Source organism: Marisediminicola antarctica, assembly GCF_009930795.1.
In the GTDB taxonomy this organism is placed as follows: Bacteria; Actinomycetota; Actinomycetes; order Actinomycetales; family Microbacteriaceae; genus Marisediminicola; species Marisediminicola antarctica.
Genome location: NZ_CP017146.1, coordinates 1395186 through 1409352, shown reverse-complemented (window position 1 = coordinate 1409352; position 14167 = coordinate 1395186). Strand labels below are relative to the sequence as shown.

The window sequence follows — 14167 nt, the reverse complement described above, 5'->3', positions numbered from 1 at the left end:
GCGCGGGCGCGCGGCATCCGAAGGCTAGGCGTGGTCGCCGACGTTTCCGAAGTCGAGCTCACCGATCCACTTATCGGCGAGGTGCTCGCCGATGACGCGACGCACGGTGCCGGACCGACCCCGCAGGACGATGCTCTCGGTGTGGATCGTCGGACCCTTGCGGCGCACCCCACTGACCAGACCACCGTCGGTCACACCGGTGGCGACGAAGTAGGTGTTGTTGCTGCTCACGAGTTCGTCGGCCTCGTAGATGTAGTCGAACTTGAGTCCAGCGTCGAGGCCCTTCTGGCGCTCGTCGTCGGACGAGGCGACGAGGCGCCCCTGGATGAGCCCGCCGAGCGCCTTGATCGCGCATGCCGTGGCCACGCCCTCTGGGGATCCGCCGATGCCCACGCACATGTCGATACGCGTGCCGTAGCGGGCCGCGTTGATGCCGCCAGCGACATCGCCGTCGAGCATGATGCGGGTCCCGGCACCGGCAGTACGGATGTCCTCGATGAGCTGGGCGTGGCGGGGCCGGTCGAGCACGGCTACGACCATCTCACCGATCGGCTTGCCCTTGGCCTTCGCGAGGGCGCGCAGGTTCTCGCCGATCGGCTTGCGGATGTCGACGATGCCGACGGCCTCGTGACCCGCGACGATCTTGTCCATGTAGAACACCGACGAGGCGTCGAGCATGCTGCCGCGGTCGGACACGGCGATCATCGAGATCGCGTTCTGCCGACCGGCGGCGGTGAGCGAGGTGCCGTCGATGGGGTCGACCGCAATGTCGCAGGCAGGTCCACGGCCATTGCCCACGTGCTCGCCGTTGTACAGCATCGGCGCTTCGTCCTTCTCACCCTCGCCAATCACGACGACGCCGTCGAAATTGACCGTGCCGAGGAACTTGCGCATCGCGTCGACCGCGGCTTTGTCGGCCGCATTCTTATCGCCGCGGCCGATGAACGGCACCGCGCGGATCGCGGCGGCTTCGGTCGCTCGCACCAGTTCCATGGCGAGGTTGCGGTCGGGGTGGAGGAACAGGGTTCCGTTTTCGGTGTTCACCGTGGGCATTTTCATCCTCGTGTGCGTCGAATCTCGTGGCGGGGCCAAATCGGGCGAGCCGCTCTCCCAGCCTAGCGAGAGGGCGTGCCGACGACGCGGCACATATGTGCAACCTGAGATGGGGCGGGGCGGCGGATGCGCCGCGCGATGAACCCGTCCGTCACCACGGCGACCCGCATCCGGCCGCGCAGCTTCGTTCGCCCCCTCGCTAGACTTTCGAACGACGTACCGCACCCACGAGTTCCGCGCCGCGGACCTCAGCACCCAGAGGAGATGACATGCCCGTCGCAACCCCAGAGCAGTACGCAGAGATGCTCGACAAGGCCAAGAACAACGGCTTCGCGTACCCCGCGATCAACGTGTCGTCGTCGTCGACGATCAACGCCGTGCTCCAGGGCCTGACCGAGGCCGGCTCCGACGGCATCATCCAGGTGACCACCGGCGGCGCCGACTACTTCGCCGGCCAGAGCGTCAAGAACCGCGCATCCGGGGCCCTCGCCTTCGCCGCGTTCGCGACCGAGGTCGCCAAGAACTACCCGGTCACCGTTGCGCTGCACACAGACCACTGCCCGAAGGACGCACTCGACGGCTTCGTGCTGCCGCTCATCGAGGCCTCCGAGGCCGAGGTGCGCGCCGGACGAAACCCGATCTTCCAGTCGCACATGTGGGACGGCTCGGCTGTGCCTCTTGGCGAGAACCTCGAGATCGCGAAGATGCTGCTTCCACGAATGAAGGCGATCAACTCGATCCTCGAGGTCGAGATCGGCGTCGTCGGTGGCGAGGAAGACGGCGTCAGCCACGACATCAACGCGAATCTGTACACGACGCTCGACGACGTGATCGGCCTCGTCGACGCGCTCGGCCTCGGCGACCAGGGGCGCTACATCGCCGCGCTCACGTTCGGCAACGTGCACGGGGTCTACAAGCCCGGCAACGTGAAACTGCGCCCGGACCTGCTGGGCGAGATTCAGTCCGGCATCCAGTCGAAGTACGGGACGGATGCGCTGCCGCTCGACCTCGTCTTCCACGGCGGCTCGGGTTCGACCGACGAGGAGATCGCCACGGCCGTCGCCAACGGTGTCGTGAAGATGAACATCGACACCGACACGCAGTACGCCTACAGCCGCGCCGTCGCCGACACGGTGCTCAAGAACTACGACGGATTCTTCAAGATCGACGGCGAGGTCGGCAACAAGAAGGTCTACGACCCGCGCTCGTGGGGCAAGATCGCCGAGAAGGGCATGGCCGCGCGCGTCGTCGATGCGACCCGCCAGCTCGGCTCGGCGGGCCACTCGGGCTCCTAGCCCGACTGTCATCATTCAGGAGTGAAGGGCCGGTCCCGGGCAATCGCCCGGGGTTGGCCCTTTCATCATTCAGGAGCCGGGCCGGTTGGGCTGCTTTCAACATTCAGGAGCCGGGCCGGTTGGGCTGCTTTCAACATTCAGGAGTGAATCGGCAGACCAAGCCGGATTACGGGACGGCCGCGGCGGTGGATGGCTGGCAACACAGCATCTGGCCGCCGCAACGGCCCGTTGGATGCGGTTTCCGTCGCGCGACTGCACCTACCCGACCGGCAACTCCTGAATGATGAAAGCCGGACGAGCGAGCGAGTCAGCGTCAGCCAACCCCCACTCCTGAATTATGAAAGCCCGAAGCGGGTGGACAGGCCAGGGGCCAGGGGTCAGGTGACGCTCGCGACGAACTCCCTGAAGGCCGGATCGTTGACGACGAGCGTGAGGATGAGGACGACCGTGACGGTCGCGGCGACCGCGCCGCCGATCAGTGGCACGTAGAACGCCAGCCGGCGGGCGCGAAGCAGCCGTACCGTGAGGAACGCCGTGATCGCGTAGAGGACGACGTTGGCAACCATGATGGTTGTTCCGACGGTCCCGGCCTGCTCGATCGAGGTGAACTCGCCGATGCGCTGGGCCGCGTAGGCCTGGTTGATGATCGCCGGGATATCGGAGTACTGAACGAACCCGCCCAAGACGGTGAGCAGGCCGTAGGCGAGCAGAGCGATGCTGAGAAAAAGATCCCAGCGGCGGCGGGGGCGCGATGGTGTGAGGACCGGCGCAGCCCTTCGGGCCGCCGGGGCCGCGGGCGTGACGGCGGCCTGGCGGCCCGCCGGCGTCAGCAGCGGCGAGACTGGCGGGAGGGCTTTGGCGATCGCGTCGGCCTGATTTTGGGGGGTCGCGTACTCGCCGTACTCGGGTCGCGGGCGCTCCCCGAAGTAGGGCTCCGCCCGCGCCGCGTCGTCCGCATTCTGCCGATTTTCCGACATCAGCCCTGCCAGTCCAGTCGACGGTTGCGGCCGCCGAGGCCACGCGAGTCCGGTGCTCCTGCGGCGTCCTTGCGCAGCTCCTTGGGGAGCGAGAACATCAGGTCCTCCTCGGCGGTGACCACCTGGCGCACGTCGCCGTAGCCGGCATCGGCGAGGTCATCCAGCACCTCCTGCACGAGCACCTCGGGAACGGATGCGCCGGAGGTTACCCCGACCGTCGCAACGCCGTCGAGCCAGGCCTGCTGGATCTCGTTCGCGTAGTCGACCCGGTAGGCCGCCGTGGCGCCGTTCTCAAGCGCGACGTCGACGAGGCGCACGGTATTGGAGCTGTTGGCGGAGCCCACGACGATCACGAGCTCGGCCTCCTCCGCCACCTTCTTGATCGCCACCTGGCGGTTCTGGGTCGCGTAGCAGATGTCGTCGCTCGGCGGGTTGTGCAGGTTCGGGAACCGCTCGCGCAGCATCCGCACGGTCTCCATCGTCTCGTCGACGCTGAGCGTGGTCTGGCTGAGCCAGACGAGGTTGTCCGGGTCCTTCACCTGGAGGGATGCGACATCGGCGGGGCTGTTGATGAGCGTCGTGCGCTCGGGAGCGTGGCCCATGGTGCCCTCGACCTCCTCGTGGCCCTCGTGGCCGATGAGCAGGATCTCGAAGTCATCGCGGGCGAACCGCACGGCCTCGCGGTGCACCTTGGTGACGAGAGGGCAGGTCGCGTCGATCGCCTCGAGGCTGCGGTCGGCCGCGTCGGCGACGACCTTCGGCGATACCCCGTGGGCGGAGAATACGATGTGCGAGCCCTCGGGCACCTCGCCGACCTCGTCCACGAAGATCGCGCCCTTCTTCTCCAGCGTCGAGACGACGTGGATGTTGTGCACGATCTGCTTGCGCACATAGACGGGGGCGCCGAAGCGCTCAAGCGCCTTCTCGACCGCGATCACGGCCCGGTCCACTCCTGCACAGTAGCCTCGGGGCGCGGCGAGGAGCACCCGCTTCACTCCCGTGACGGGGTTATCCTTTAGCCTGTTGCGAAGGGCCGGGATGCGGGGCATTTCGAGGTCCACCGCGAGGGCTCCGTTAGTGATATTGCTCACAAACAGATTCTACGCGGCGCCCACTGGGCAGAACCTGCCAGGCGGCTGGCCGCCAGGCACACCGCACGAGGGAAGGCGCGGCATGACGATAGTGCACGGTCCGGCGACGATCGACGCGCCATGGCCCGTCGCGGTGCTCTCCACCAAGATCAAGGGCTGGATCGACCGGCTCGGCACCGTCTGGGTCGAGGGCGAGATCACCCAGTGGGGTCTCTCCGGCGGCAACGTCTACGGCAAGCTCAAAGACCTCAGCGTCGACGCGACCGTCGGGTTCACCGTGTGGTCGTCGGTAAAGGCCAAGATCCCCGCCGATCTGAAACAGGGCGACCGGGTCGTCGCCCTCGTCAAGCCGAACTACTGGGTCAAGGGCGGCACGCTCACGATGCAGGTGTTCGAGATGCGCCACGTCGGACTCGGCGACCTGCTCGAACGGCTCGAACGGCTGCGGCAGACGCTGCGGGCCGAGGGGCTGTTCGACCCGTCCCGCAAGCGGCCGCTGCCGTTCCTCCCGCACCGCATCGGGCTGATCACCGGGCGGGACTCGGATGCCGAAAAAGATGTACTGCGCAACGCGCAGTTGCGCTGGCCGTCAGTCGAGTTCCGTGTCGCCAACACGGCTGTGCAGGGCGACCGGGCCGTGGCTGAAGTGACGGCGGCGATCCGCGAGCTCGACGCCGACCCGCTCGTCGACGTGATCATCATCGCGCGCGGCGGCGGCGACTTCCAGAACCTCCTCGTCTTCAGCGACGAGACCCTCGTGCGCACCGCCGCGGCCTGCTCGACGCCGATCGTGAGCGCGATCGGGCACGAGGCCGACCGCCCACTGCTCGACGACGTCGCCGACCTGCGGGCATCCACCCCCACCGATGCGGCGAAGAGGGTCGTCCCCGACGTCGCCGAGGAGCTGAACAAGGTGCAGCAGGTGCGCGCACGCATCGGTATGCGGATGACGAGCCTGCTCTCGCGGGAGATCGACCGGCTCGAGCAGGTCCGCAGCCGCCCGGTGCTCGCCTCCCCCGTCTCGCTCATCGATTCCCGCGCGGAGGAGCTCTCCCGCTACGTCGGGCGCAGCACCGAGCTCATCGAGCTGAGACTTGAACGCGCCGCGGAGAGACTCGACGACCTCCGGTCGCATCTGCGGTCGCTGTCGCCGCAACGCACCCTCGACCGCGGCTACGCCATCGCCCAGCTTCCTGGCGGGGCGGTGCTGCGCCACGCCGGCGACGCCGCGCCCGGCACGAAGCTCCTGTTGCGGCTGGCCGATGGATCGCTTCCCACAACGGCCGACGACGAAGCCGCGATGCCGCGGACCGCTCGGTAGACTCGAACTGTGACTGCCTCCCCCATCGATACCGCCGAGTTGAGCTACGAGCAGGCCCGCGACGAGCTCATCGCCGTCGTGACCGAGCTCGAGCAGGGTGCCGCGACCCTCGAGGAGTCCCTCGCCCTGTGGGAACGCGGCGAGGCGCTCACCAGGCGCTGCGAAGAGTGGCTGCTCGGCGCTAAGGCCAGGCTCGACGCCGCACGCAAGACCGGGGTCGAGTAACCAGATGGCCAAGGAACCGCGCATCGTCGCCGAGCTCGGCAGACCGGAGACCCCGGAGGAGACCGCCGCACGCAAGGCGGAGAACTCGCGCAAGCACCGGGCAAACCAGACCGCCATCAATCTGGTGCTGGCGCTCGCCGCCTCCCTCGCAATCGTGCTGGTGCTGGTTCTCGTCGTCGTTCGTCCCACGCAGCCGCCCCGCGCCGCCATCGACTACGCCTCCGTCGCCGCCCGGGAGCAGCCGGGAGTCGGCGAACCACTCGCGAGCCCGACACTGCCGCCCGAGTGGACGGCGAACGCGGCCACGCTCGACACCGGCACCGACGACATCACGACCTGGTCGATCGGCTTCATCACCCCTGCTGAGCAGTTCATTGCCCTGCGCCAGGGCATCGACGCCAACCCCACCTGGCTCGCCAACCGGCTCGACAAGCTCAGCCCAACGGGCACCGAAGTGATCGATGGCCTCGAATGGGCCGTGTACGACAACCGCGACAGCCGGGATCCGGGCAACCTCGCCTACGCGATGTCCACGTCGACCGGATCGAGCAGCTTCGCGCTCTACGGCACCGCGGAAACGGCCGAGTTCCTCGCCCTCGCGACAGCTCTCAGTGCTGACCTCGACGGGTCGGCCGAGTGAGAGACCCGTCGCGGACGCCCGCGACGACGTGGAACGAAATGGTCCGCGGGAACGCTCGGTTCATCGCCGGCGAGCCCAAGCATCCGCGCCAGGACGTCGAGCGTCGGGAATCCCTCGCCAGCAAGCAGGAGCCGGATGCCGCGCTGTTCGGCTGCAGCGACTCCCGTCTCGCCGCCGAGATCATCTTCGACAAGGGAATCGGCGACCTGTTCGTCGTGCGCAACGCCGGCCAGATCATTTCCGAGTCGGTGGTCGGCTCGCTCGAGTACGCGGTCGGCGTGCTGCACGTTCCCCTCATCGTCGTCCTCGGCCATGACGAATGCGGGGCGGTGCACGCCGCAATCGCCTCGCAGGCCGCGGATGCCGCACCGCTCCCCCCGCACATCGCCAAGCTGATCTCGAAGATCGTGCCGGCCGTGCGCCGCGTCGCGCTCACCGCCGGGCTCGCGATCGAGCCGCAGCGCGCCGACCCCTTCGAGGTCGGACGGGAGCACCTGCGCGACACGATCTCCGAGCTGCTCGACGCGTCCGAACTCATCAGCGACGCGATCGCCGCCGGAACCCTCGCCATCATCGGCGCGAACTACCGCCTTCTCGAGGGTCGCGCGGTCCCCGACATCCATGTCGGCAATCTCACCATCAGCAGCCAGGAAGGCGCACACACATGAGCCACACCACCCAGACTCAGCAGGGCGACGAATTCCGCGTGGAGCACGACACAATGGGCGAGGTCCTCGTGCCGATCGCCGCGCTGTACGGGGCACAGACCCAGCGCGCGGTCGAGAACTTCCCGATCTCCGGATCCGGTCTCGAGCCAGCGCAGATCGTCGCCCTCGCCCGCATCAAGCGCGCCGCCGCGATCGTCAACAAAGAACTCGGGATCCTCGACCCCACCATCGCCGACGCCATCGCTGCCGCCGCCGACCGTCTGATCGCTGGCGAGCACCACGAGCAGTTCCCGGTCGACACGTACCAGACCGGCAGCGGCACCTCCTCGAACATGAACATGAACGAGGTGCTCGCGACGCTCGCGACCGGACTGCTCGGCTCGCCCGTGCACCCGAACGATCATGTGAACGCCTCGCAGTCGTCCAACGATGTGTTCCCCACCTCGGTGCACGTCGCCGTCACCGGTGCGCTTCTGCACGACCTGATCCCGGCGCTCGACCACCTTGCCTCCTCCCTCGAGACCAAGGCCGAGCTGTGGAAGAGCGCCGTCAAGGCCGGCCGCACCCACCTCATGGACGCCACCCCGGTCACCCTCGGGCAGGAGTTCGCGGGCTACGCCCGGCAGATTCGTCTCGGAATCGAGCGCGTCACCTCCACGATCGGGCGGGTCGCCGAGGTCCCGCTCGGCGGAACCGCCGTCGGCACCGGCATCAATACCCCGGCCGGATTCTCCCAGCGGGTCATCGCCGCCCTCGCCGAGGACTCCGGACTGCCCGTGACCGAGGCACTGGACCACTTCGAGGCGCAAGGGGCCCGCGACGGCCTCGTCGAGGCATCCGGCGCGCTGCGCGTCATCGCCGTGAGCCTCACCAAGATCTGCAACGACCTGCGCTGGATGGGCTCCGGCCCGAACGCGGGACTCGGCGAGCTGCACATCCCCGACCTGCAGCCCGGCTCCTCGATCATGCCCGGCAAGGTCAACCCGGTCATCCCGGAGGCTGTGCTCATGGTCGCCGCACGGGTGATCGGCAACGACGCGACCATCGCGTGGGCCGGAGCATCCGGATCGTTCGAACTCAACGTCGCGATCCCTGTAATGGGAACGTCTCTGCTCGAGTCTGTTCGGCTGCTGTCTAACTCGACCCGCGCCCTCGCCGACAAAACCGTCGACGGGCTCACCGCGAACCTCGACCGCGCCCGCGCCCTGGCCGAGTCCTCCCCCGCGATCGTCACCCCGCTGAACCGCGTGATTGGCTACGAGGCCGCCGCGAAGGTCGCGAAGAACGCCGTCGCGAAGAGCATCACGGTGCGCGAATCAGTCATCGACCTCGGCTTCGTCGACCGCGGCGAGGTCACTCTCGACCAGCTCGACACCGCACTGGACGTGCTTTCAATGACGCGGCCTCCGGCAGCACAGTAGGCGCGGCCAGCGCCAGCGGCGCGGGCGGCACTGCCTGGCCCGCGAGCATCCGTCCCGGCTACCGCGCGGGCAGCGGCACGAGCGCAATCGGCTCGACCGCGAGGGTCTGCACGACCCGGTCGCCGAGCGGCTCGACGAGGTCGATGGGAATTATGAACCCGCGCGTGTCGGATGCCGCCGGCGCGGGATCGCATTCCCCGAGGTTGTCAGCGTTGGAGCCATCCGCCGGATTCGGCAGGCCGAAGAAGACGCCGACCTGCACCGCGTCGTCGACGGGGGTCACGACCACCTGCTGCGGAATACAGCGACTGTCACCGCGCACGTGCACGACAAGGTCCGCCATGCCGAGCGCCACGGTGCCCGGCAGTGGGACGACCCCGAGGAATCCGGGCTCGGTCGCGAGCCCAGCGGCGCGGATCTTGCCTGCGGCGAAGAGATAGTTCGGGCTCCGCTCGTAGCCACGCACCCTCTGATACCCGGTGACCTGCTGCTCGACGAGGCCCTCGGGCGGCGCCGCCAACGGGGTGAACACCCGGTCGACGATATAGGGGCGGGGGGAACCCCACACCCGCTCGGCCACCGACGGCTGCCGAACCGCCTCATCCCCGTCCTCGTCGAACGAGATGACCCCGACGCCCCAGCTCACGGCGATGGCGAGAACCGACAGGAGCCCGAGCAGCGACACGAACCTCGTGGTCGCGTAGGCAGCCGAACCGGGCTCGCTGCTTCGCGGATCGGCTCTTGTCCACCCGACGAGCACGTGCCACTGGCTGCGCGGAGAGACGAGACCCCAGAAGAAGAACAGTCCGAGAACCCCGGAAACCGAGATCAGGAAAGTGTTCACCTCTCGACCCTATGTCGTCCCTCCGCGGGCCAGCGACCGCAGGCTCCCCGTTACGCCAATTCGTTCGATTCGAGCATCTCGGTCACCAGTGCGGCGATCGCTGAACGCTCAGAACGCATGAGCGTGATGTGCCCGAACAGCGCATGTCCTTTGAGTGTCTCGATCACCGAGGCGACCCCGTCGTGGCGTCCGACGCGCAGGTTGTCACGCTGGGCGACATCGTGGGTGAGCACGACGCGGGAGTTCTGCCCGATGCGGCTGAGAACGGTGAGCAGCACGTTGCGCTCGAGTGACTGGGCCTCGTCGACGATCACGAAGGCGTCGTGCAGGGAGCGGCCGCGGATGTGCGTGAGCGGCAGCACCTCAAGCATCCCGCGGGCGATCACCTCCTCGAGCACGTTCGCCGAGACGACAGAGCCGAGCGTGTCGAAGACGGCCTGCGCCCACGGATTCATCTTCTCGGAGGCGTCACCGGGAAGGAACCCGAGCTCCTGCCCGCCTACGGCGTACAGCGGCCGGAAGACCATGATCTTGCGGTGCTGCTGCTTCTCGAGCACGGCCTCGAGCCCCGCGCACAGGGCGAGGGCCGACTTGCCTGTGCCGGCCCGACCGCCGAGCGACACGATCCCGATCTCGGGGTCGAGCAGCATGTCGATCGCTAAGCGCTGCTCGGCCGAGCGGCCGTGGAGTCCGAACACGTCGCGGTCGCCGCGCACGAGCCGCAGCTCGCCGCGCGCGGTGACGCGACCCAGGGCCGATCCGCGGTCGGAGTGAATGACGAGGCCGGTGTTGATGGGGAGGTCGGCGACGACCCGCGTCGACAGCCTCTCCTCCTCGTACAGGCGGGCGAGCTGCTCGGAGCCGAGCGTGATCTCGTCGGTTCCGACCCAGCCGGAGTCGACGGCGAGCTCCGCACGGTACTCCTCCGCGGCGAGGCCGATCGACGCGGCCTTCACGCGCAGCGGCAGGTCCTTCGAGACGACGGTGACGGCGAAGCCGTCGTTGGCAAGGTTGAGTGCGACGGCGAGGATTCGCGAATCGTTGTCGCCGAGCTGGAGCCCGGACGGCAGCACCGACATGTTCGAATGGTTCAGCTCGACCCGGAGCGATCCGCCGTCTTCCCCGACGGCGATCGGAAAGTCGAGCCGCTCGTGCTTGATGCGCAGCTCGTCGAGATTGCGGAGCGCCTGCCTCGCGAAATAGCCGATCTCAGGATCGTTGCGCTTGGACTCGAGTTCCGAAATCACGATGACCGGCAGCACGACGGCGTGTTCCGCAAACCGGAACACCGCCTTGGGATCAGACAACAAAACGGACGTATCAAGAACATACGTCCGTTCGGCGGTGCTGGTCTTCTGTGTCGCGGATTCGTGGCCGGACTTCTGGTTCGGGCGGTTTACCGTGGGCACTTGCACTCCATTCCCGAGTGGCTGGCACTCGGATACTGTCGCACAGACGGCCATTTTGTGTTGCGAAACGAACTTTCGTGGCCGTCTCGATCAGGCGCCATACCTGATAAATATGAAACTACGTCGAGCCGCTGGAAACAACCCCGGCGACACGCCACCCCAAGATTACGCCCACGTGAACAACTCGCGACGGACCGGCTACGTGGTCGCGGCGCGATGGCTGATGAACGCAGCCCTGAGCATCGCGAACGTCTCGTCAGTGGTGGTGACGTGGGCGCTGAGCCGCACCCGGCCACCACGGGTCGTCGCCGTCACTCCGTGGTTGTAGAGCGAGGCGGTGAGGGTCGTGAGCCGATCAGCCGGCGGGTCGAGGACGACGATCCCGGCGCGCTCGCTTGGTTCCCGCGGGGACGCGATCGGGATGCCGAATTCGTCGGCGAGCTCGATCATGCTCGACACCTTCTCGGCGACGTTGTCATGGATGGCCTCGACTCCGACCTGCTCGATGTCCTCGAGTGCAGTAGCGAACATCGCCTGCGCGATGGGGCTCGGGTCGCCCACACTGAAGGCCGCCGTGCCGGCGAGCGGCCGAAGTACCTCGTCGAGGGGCAGCTCGTCGCCGATCGCAATTGCCCCGGAGACGCTGGAGAAGACGGGCGTAAGACGCTCGGCGGCGCGGTCGCTGAGCGCGAGGAATCCAGTGCCCCAGCCCGCCCGCACCCACTTCTGGCCTCCCGAGACGATCACGTCGGCGACCTCCCACGGAGCATCCACGACTCCGAAGGCCTGGACGGCATCGACGATGAGCAGCCTGTCGCCGATTACCTGGCGGATTCCGTCGAGGTCGGCGAGAAAGCCGGTGCGGAAGTCCACGAGGCTCACGGCAACGGCGGCGCAGGCCGGCGTGAGCTGGTCGCGGATCATGCCGGGGGTCACCTTGCCGTACTCGGTCTCGAGCCAGATCGGCTTCAGCACGCCGAGTGTCTCGGCAGCCCGCGCCGCGGCGAAGGTCAGGCTCGGATACTCGGCGGGCGACATCGCGATGCCACCCGTGATGCCGAACATCGCGTGCATGAGGCCCGAGCTCGTGTTCGGCTGGAACACGACCTGGTCCGGCCGGAAGCGCAGCAGACCGGCGACGGCCTCACGTACCCGCGCATCCTGCCGGTCGAGGCGGTCCAGGCTGCCGAACCGCGCCCGTCCGAGCTGCTCGCCCAGACCGCGCTGCTCCTCGAGCACGGCGCGGCCGAGCGGTCCGACGCGGGCGAAGTCGAGGTATCCGGGCTCCTCCCCGAATCCGGCGACGAAGTCGTCGATGCTCACGGCGCGCTCAGCTGCCGAAGCGGCGGTGCCGCCTCGCGTAGTCGCGTACGGCACGCAGGAAGTCGACCTCGCGCAGGTCGGGGCCGAGCGCCTCCACGAAGTAGAACTCGCTATGGGCGCTTTGCCAGAGCATGAAGTCACTGAGTCGCTGCTCGCCGGAGGTACGGATCACGAGGTCGGGATCGGGCTGCCCGCCGGTGTAGAGGTGCTCCGCGATCAACTCCGGGGTGAGGATCTCGGCGAGGGTCTCGAGCGCACCACCCTCGCTCTCGTGCGTGCGGACGATGCTGCGCATCGCCTCGGCGATCTCGGCGCGACCGCCATACCCGACGGCGAGGTTGATGTGCAGCCCCGTATTGGACTTGGTGCGTTCCTCTGCGTCCGTGAGCGTCGCGATGGGGTGCTCGGGCAGTCCCTCGTCGCAGCCGACGTGCTGCACCCGCCAGTCGCGATAGTGGGAGAGGTCGTCGGCGAGGTCGCCGATGATCTGGAACAGCTCCGCGAGCTCCTGCGACCCGCGGCCGGTGAGGTTGTCGGTCGAGAGCAGGTACAGGGTGGCAACCTCGATGTCGAGGTCGTCGCACCAGATGAGAAATTCACGCATCTTTTCTGCGCCAGCCCGGTGGCCGTGCGCCGCGGTCTCGAGGTATCGCTGCTTCGCCCAGCGCCGGTTGCCGTCGATGATCATCGCGATGTGCCGAGGCAGTTGCTGGCTACCCAACCAACGTCGAATCCGGCTCTGGTACAGGCCGTAGAGGATGCCCCGCCCGAGAGGTACTTCCCGATTACGCACGTCACTACGCTAGCCCACCGGCGCCGGATTGGACCCGAACGGGGGCGCGACCGGCGCTGCGCGCATCCGGGGCGATCTAAACTTGCCCCATGACGGGGCCAACAGACGACGTCAGCGTTGAGCACGAACCGGGCGCTGACCTTCCGAACCTTCCACTGCTCGACGACGCGATCGATATCGCCGACCGCAAGCCGACCTGGCGGGGCTGGATACATGCCGGCACCTTCCCGATCGCGATCGTGCTCGGCATCGTGCTCATCACCCTCGCCGAGGGCACCGCAGCGAAGGTCAGCTCATCGGTGTTCGTGGCGTCATCGTTGCTGCTGTTCGGTGTCTCCGCCCTCTACCACCGGTTCGACTGGAGCGACACGACCAGGCGCGTGCTCAAGCGCATGGACCACGCGAACATCTTCCTGCTGATCGCCGGCTCATACACGCCCATCACGGTGCTCGCGCTTCCGCCCGAGAAGTCGACGCTGCTGCTGTGGCTCGTCTGGAGCGGCGCTGGCCTCGGCATCCTGTTCCGGGTCTTCTGGATCGGGGCCCCACGCTGGCTCTACGTGCCGCTCTACCTGCTTCTCGGCTACGCCGCGCTCGTCTTCATCGTCGACTTCTTCGAGGCGAACGCGGCGATGATGACGCTGATCCTCGTCGGTGGGCTGTGCTACACCGTCGGCGCGGTTATCTACGGCCTCAAGCGGCCCAATCCGTTCCCCGGCAAGTTCGGCTTCCACGAGATCTTCCACACGCTGACTCTCGCGGCGTTCCTGTGCCACTGGACGGGCATCTTCCTCGTCGCGACGGACCCGCCCGTCTTCGGGTAAGCCGGGCACCTACCTTTCATCATTCAGGAGTGACAGCCAACAGCAGCCGTCAACATTCAGGGGCGACAGCCAACAGCACCCGTCAACATTCAGGAGCGACCTGAGCGAGGACCCCGAGCACTCGATCGGCACAACGGAAACCGCGAAAAACCGGTTGCTAGACGGGCCGGATGCTGTGCGGCGCGGCATCCGACACCGAATGCACTCCTTGCTCGCCGTCCGCAACCCGACTGCTCCTGAATGATGAAAGCCCCCCAGCCCCACAACTCCTGAATGATGAAAG

General features: G+C 67.5%; 14 protein-coding genes. 7 read left to right on the top strand and 7 right to left on the bottom strand.

Going from position 1 to position 14167, the window contains the following annotated elements:
• Nucleotides 1-24: 24 nt before the first annotated feature.
• Nucleotides 25-1053 carry a class II fructose-bisphosphatase gene (glpX, locus tag BHD05_RS06710; RefSeq protein ID WP_161885740.1) on the bottom strand — a complete coding sequence of 343 codons (1029 nt, stop codon included), beginning with the start codon at nt 1051-1053 and terminating at the stop codon, nt 25-27.
• Nucleotides 1054-1322: 269 nt separating this feature from the next.
• Here glpX and fbaA point away from each other — a divergent pair, with 269 nt between their 5' ends.
• Nucleotides 1323-2348, top strand: a complete 1026-nt coding sequence (gene fbaA, locus BHD05_RS06705; protein WP_161885739.1) for a class II fructose-bisphosphate aldolase — start codon at nt 1323-1325, stop codon at nt 2346-2348.
• Between the two features lie 377 nt (nt 2349-2725).
• On the opposite strand, the gene BHD05_RS06700 is transcribed toward fbaA, so the two are convergent.
• Complete coding sequence (locus BHD05_RS06700; RefSeq protein ID WP_161885738.1) at nt 2726-3325, bottom strand: DUF6264 family protein; 600 nt, start codon at nt 3323-3325, stop codon at nt 2726-2728.
• The gene (locus BHD05_RS06695) at nt 3325-4374 is read right to left on the bottom strand and encodes a 4-hydroxy-3-methylbut-2-enyl diphosphate reductase (RefSeq protein ID WP_161887403.1); all 1050 of its coding nucleotides are present in this window, start codon (nt 4372-4374) and stop codon (nt 3325-3327) included. Before BHD05_RS06695 ends, BHD05_RS06700 begins: the two co-directional genes overlap by 1 nt.
• 124 nt (nt 4375-4498) lie before the next feature.
• Here BHD05_RS06695 and xseA point away from each other — a divergent pair, with 124 nt between their 5' ends.
• The 5 genes from xseA to BHD05_RS06670 are packed head-to-tail and all read left to right on the top strand — an operon-like array spanning nt 4499 to nt 8691.
• The gene (xseA, locus tag BHD05_RS06690) at nt 4499-5737 is read left to right on the top strand and encodes an exodeoxyribonuclease VII large subunit (RefSeq protein ID WP_161885737.1); all 1239 of its coding nucleotides are present in this window, start codon (nt 4499-4501) and stop codon (nt 5735-5737) included.
• A gap of 9 nt (nt 5738-5746) precedes the next feature.
• Nucleotides 5747-5962 (top strand): exodeoxyribonuclease VII small subunit, encoded by a 216-nt coding sequence (locus BHD05_RS06685; RefSeq protein WP_161885736.1) that lies wholly within the window; start codon nt 5747-5749, stop codon nt 5960-5962.
• A 4-nt stretch (nt 5963-5966) separates the two neighbouring features.
• The gene (locus BHD05_RS06680; protein WP_161885735.1) at nt 5967-6602 is read left to right on the top strand and encodes a DUF4245 domain-containing protein; all 636 of its coding nucleotides are present in this window, start codon (nt 5967-5969) and stop codon (nt 6600-6602) included.
• 38 nt (nt 6603-6640) lie between these two features.
• On the top strand, nt 6641-7270 hold the full coding sequence (locus BHD05_RS06675; RefSeq protein WP_161885734.1) for a carbonic anhydrase: 630 nt from the start codon (nt 6641-6643) through the stop codon (nt 7268-7270).
• The gene (locus tag BHD05_RS06670; protein ID WP_161885733.1) at nt 7267-8691 is read left to right on the top strand and encodes a class II fumarate hydratase; all 1425 of its coding nucleotides are present in this window, start codon (nt 7267-7269) and stop codon (nt 8689-8691) included. The genes BHD05_RS06675 and BHD05_RS06670 overlap by 4 nt, the downstream gene beginning before the upstream one ends.
• Nucleotides 8692-8749: 58 nt before the next feature.
• Here BHD05_RS06670 and BHD05_RS06665 read toward each other — a convergent pair whose 3' ends face one another.
• From BHD05_RS06665 to BHD05_RS06650, 4 genes are all read right to left on the bottom strand, one after another.
• Entirely contained in the window at nt 8750-9535 is a 786-nt protein-coding gene (locus BHD05_RS06665; RefSeq protein ID WP_161885732.1) for a DUF6199 family natural product biosynthesis protein, read from the bottom strand.
• Nucleotides 9536-9585: 50 nt separating this feature from the next.
• Nucleotides 9586-10944, bottom strand: a complete 1359-nt coding sequence (locus BHD05_RS06660) for a PhoH family protein (RefSeq protein WP_236966691.1) — start codon at nt 10942-10944, stop codon at nt 9586-9588.
• 198 nt (nt 10945-11142) lie between these two features.
• A complete protein-coding gene (locus BHD05_RS06655; protein WP_236966690.1) occupies nt 11143-12321 on the bottom strand; it encodes an aminotransferase class V-fold PLP-dependent enzyme in 1179 nt (392 codons plus the stop codon).
• A complete protein-coding gene (locus tag BHD05_RS06650) occupies nt 12275-13060 on the bottom strand; it encodes an isoprenyl transferase (RefSeq protein ID WP_161885730.1) in 786 nt (261 codons plus the stop codon). The genes BHD05_RS06655 and BHD05_RS06650 overlap by 47 nt, the downstream gene beginning before the upstream one ends.
• Before the next feature lie 89 nt (nt 13061-13149).
• Between BHD05_RS06650 and trhA the strand changes: the two genes are divergently transcribed.
• Complete coding sequence (gene trhA, locus BHD05_RS06645) at nt 13150-13884, top strand: PAQR family membrane homeostasis protein TrhA (protein WP_161885729.1); 735 nt, start codon at nt 13150-13152, stop codon at nt 13882-13884.
• Nucleotides 13885-14167 lie beyond the last annotated feature (283 nt).

Excerpts from the sequence above, each read along its gene's own strand:
- glpX (WP_161885740.1), bottom strand. The coding sequence starts at position 1,053 with ATGCCCACGGTGAACACCGAAAACGGAACCCTGTTCCTCCACCCCGAC.
- fbaA (WP_161885739.1), top strand. The coding sequence starts at position 1,323 with ATGCCCGTCGCAACCCCAGAGCAGTACGCAGAGATGCTCGACAAGGCC.
- BHD05_RS06700 (WP_161885738.1), bottom strand. The coding sequence starts at position 3,325 with ATGTCGGAAAATCGGCAGAATGCGGACGACGCGGCGCGGGCGGAGCCC.
- BHD05_RS06695 (WP_161887403.1), bottom strand. The coding sequence starts at position 4,374 with ATGCCCCGCATCCCGGCCCTTCGCAACAGGCTAAAGGATAACCCCGTC.
- xseA (WP_161885737.1), top strand. The coding sequence starts at position 4,499 with ATGACGATAGTGCACGGTCCGGCGACGATCGACGCGCCATGGCCCGTC.
- BHD05_RS06680 (WP_161885735.1), top strand. The coding sequence starts at position 5,967 with ATGGCCAAGGAACCGCGCATCGTCGCCGAGCTCGGCAGACCGGAGACC.
- BHD05_RS06675 (WP_161885734.1), top strand. The coding sequence starts at position 6,641 with ATGGTCCGCGGGAACGCTCGGTTCATCGCCGGCGAGCCCAAGCATCCG.
- BHD05_RS06670 (WP_161885733.1), top strand. The coding sequence starts at position 7,267 with ATGAGCCACACCACCCAGACTCAGCAGGGCGACGAATTCCGCGTGGAG.
- trhA (WP_161885729.1), top strand. The coding sequence starts at position 13,150 with ATGACGGGGCCAACAGACGACGTCAGCGTTGAGCACGAACCGGGCGCT.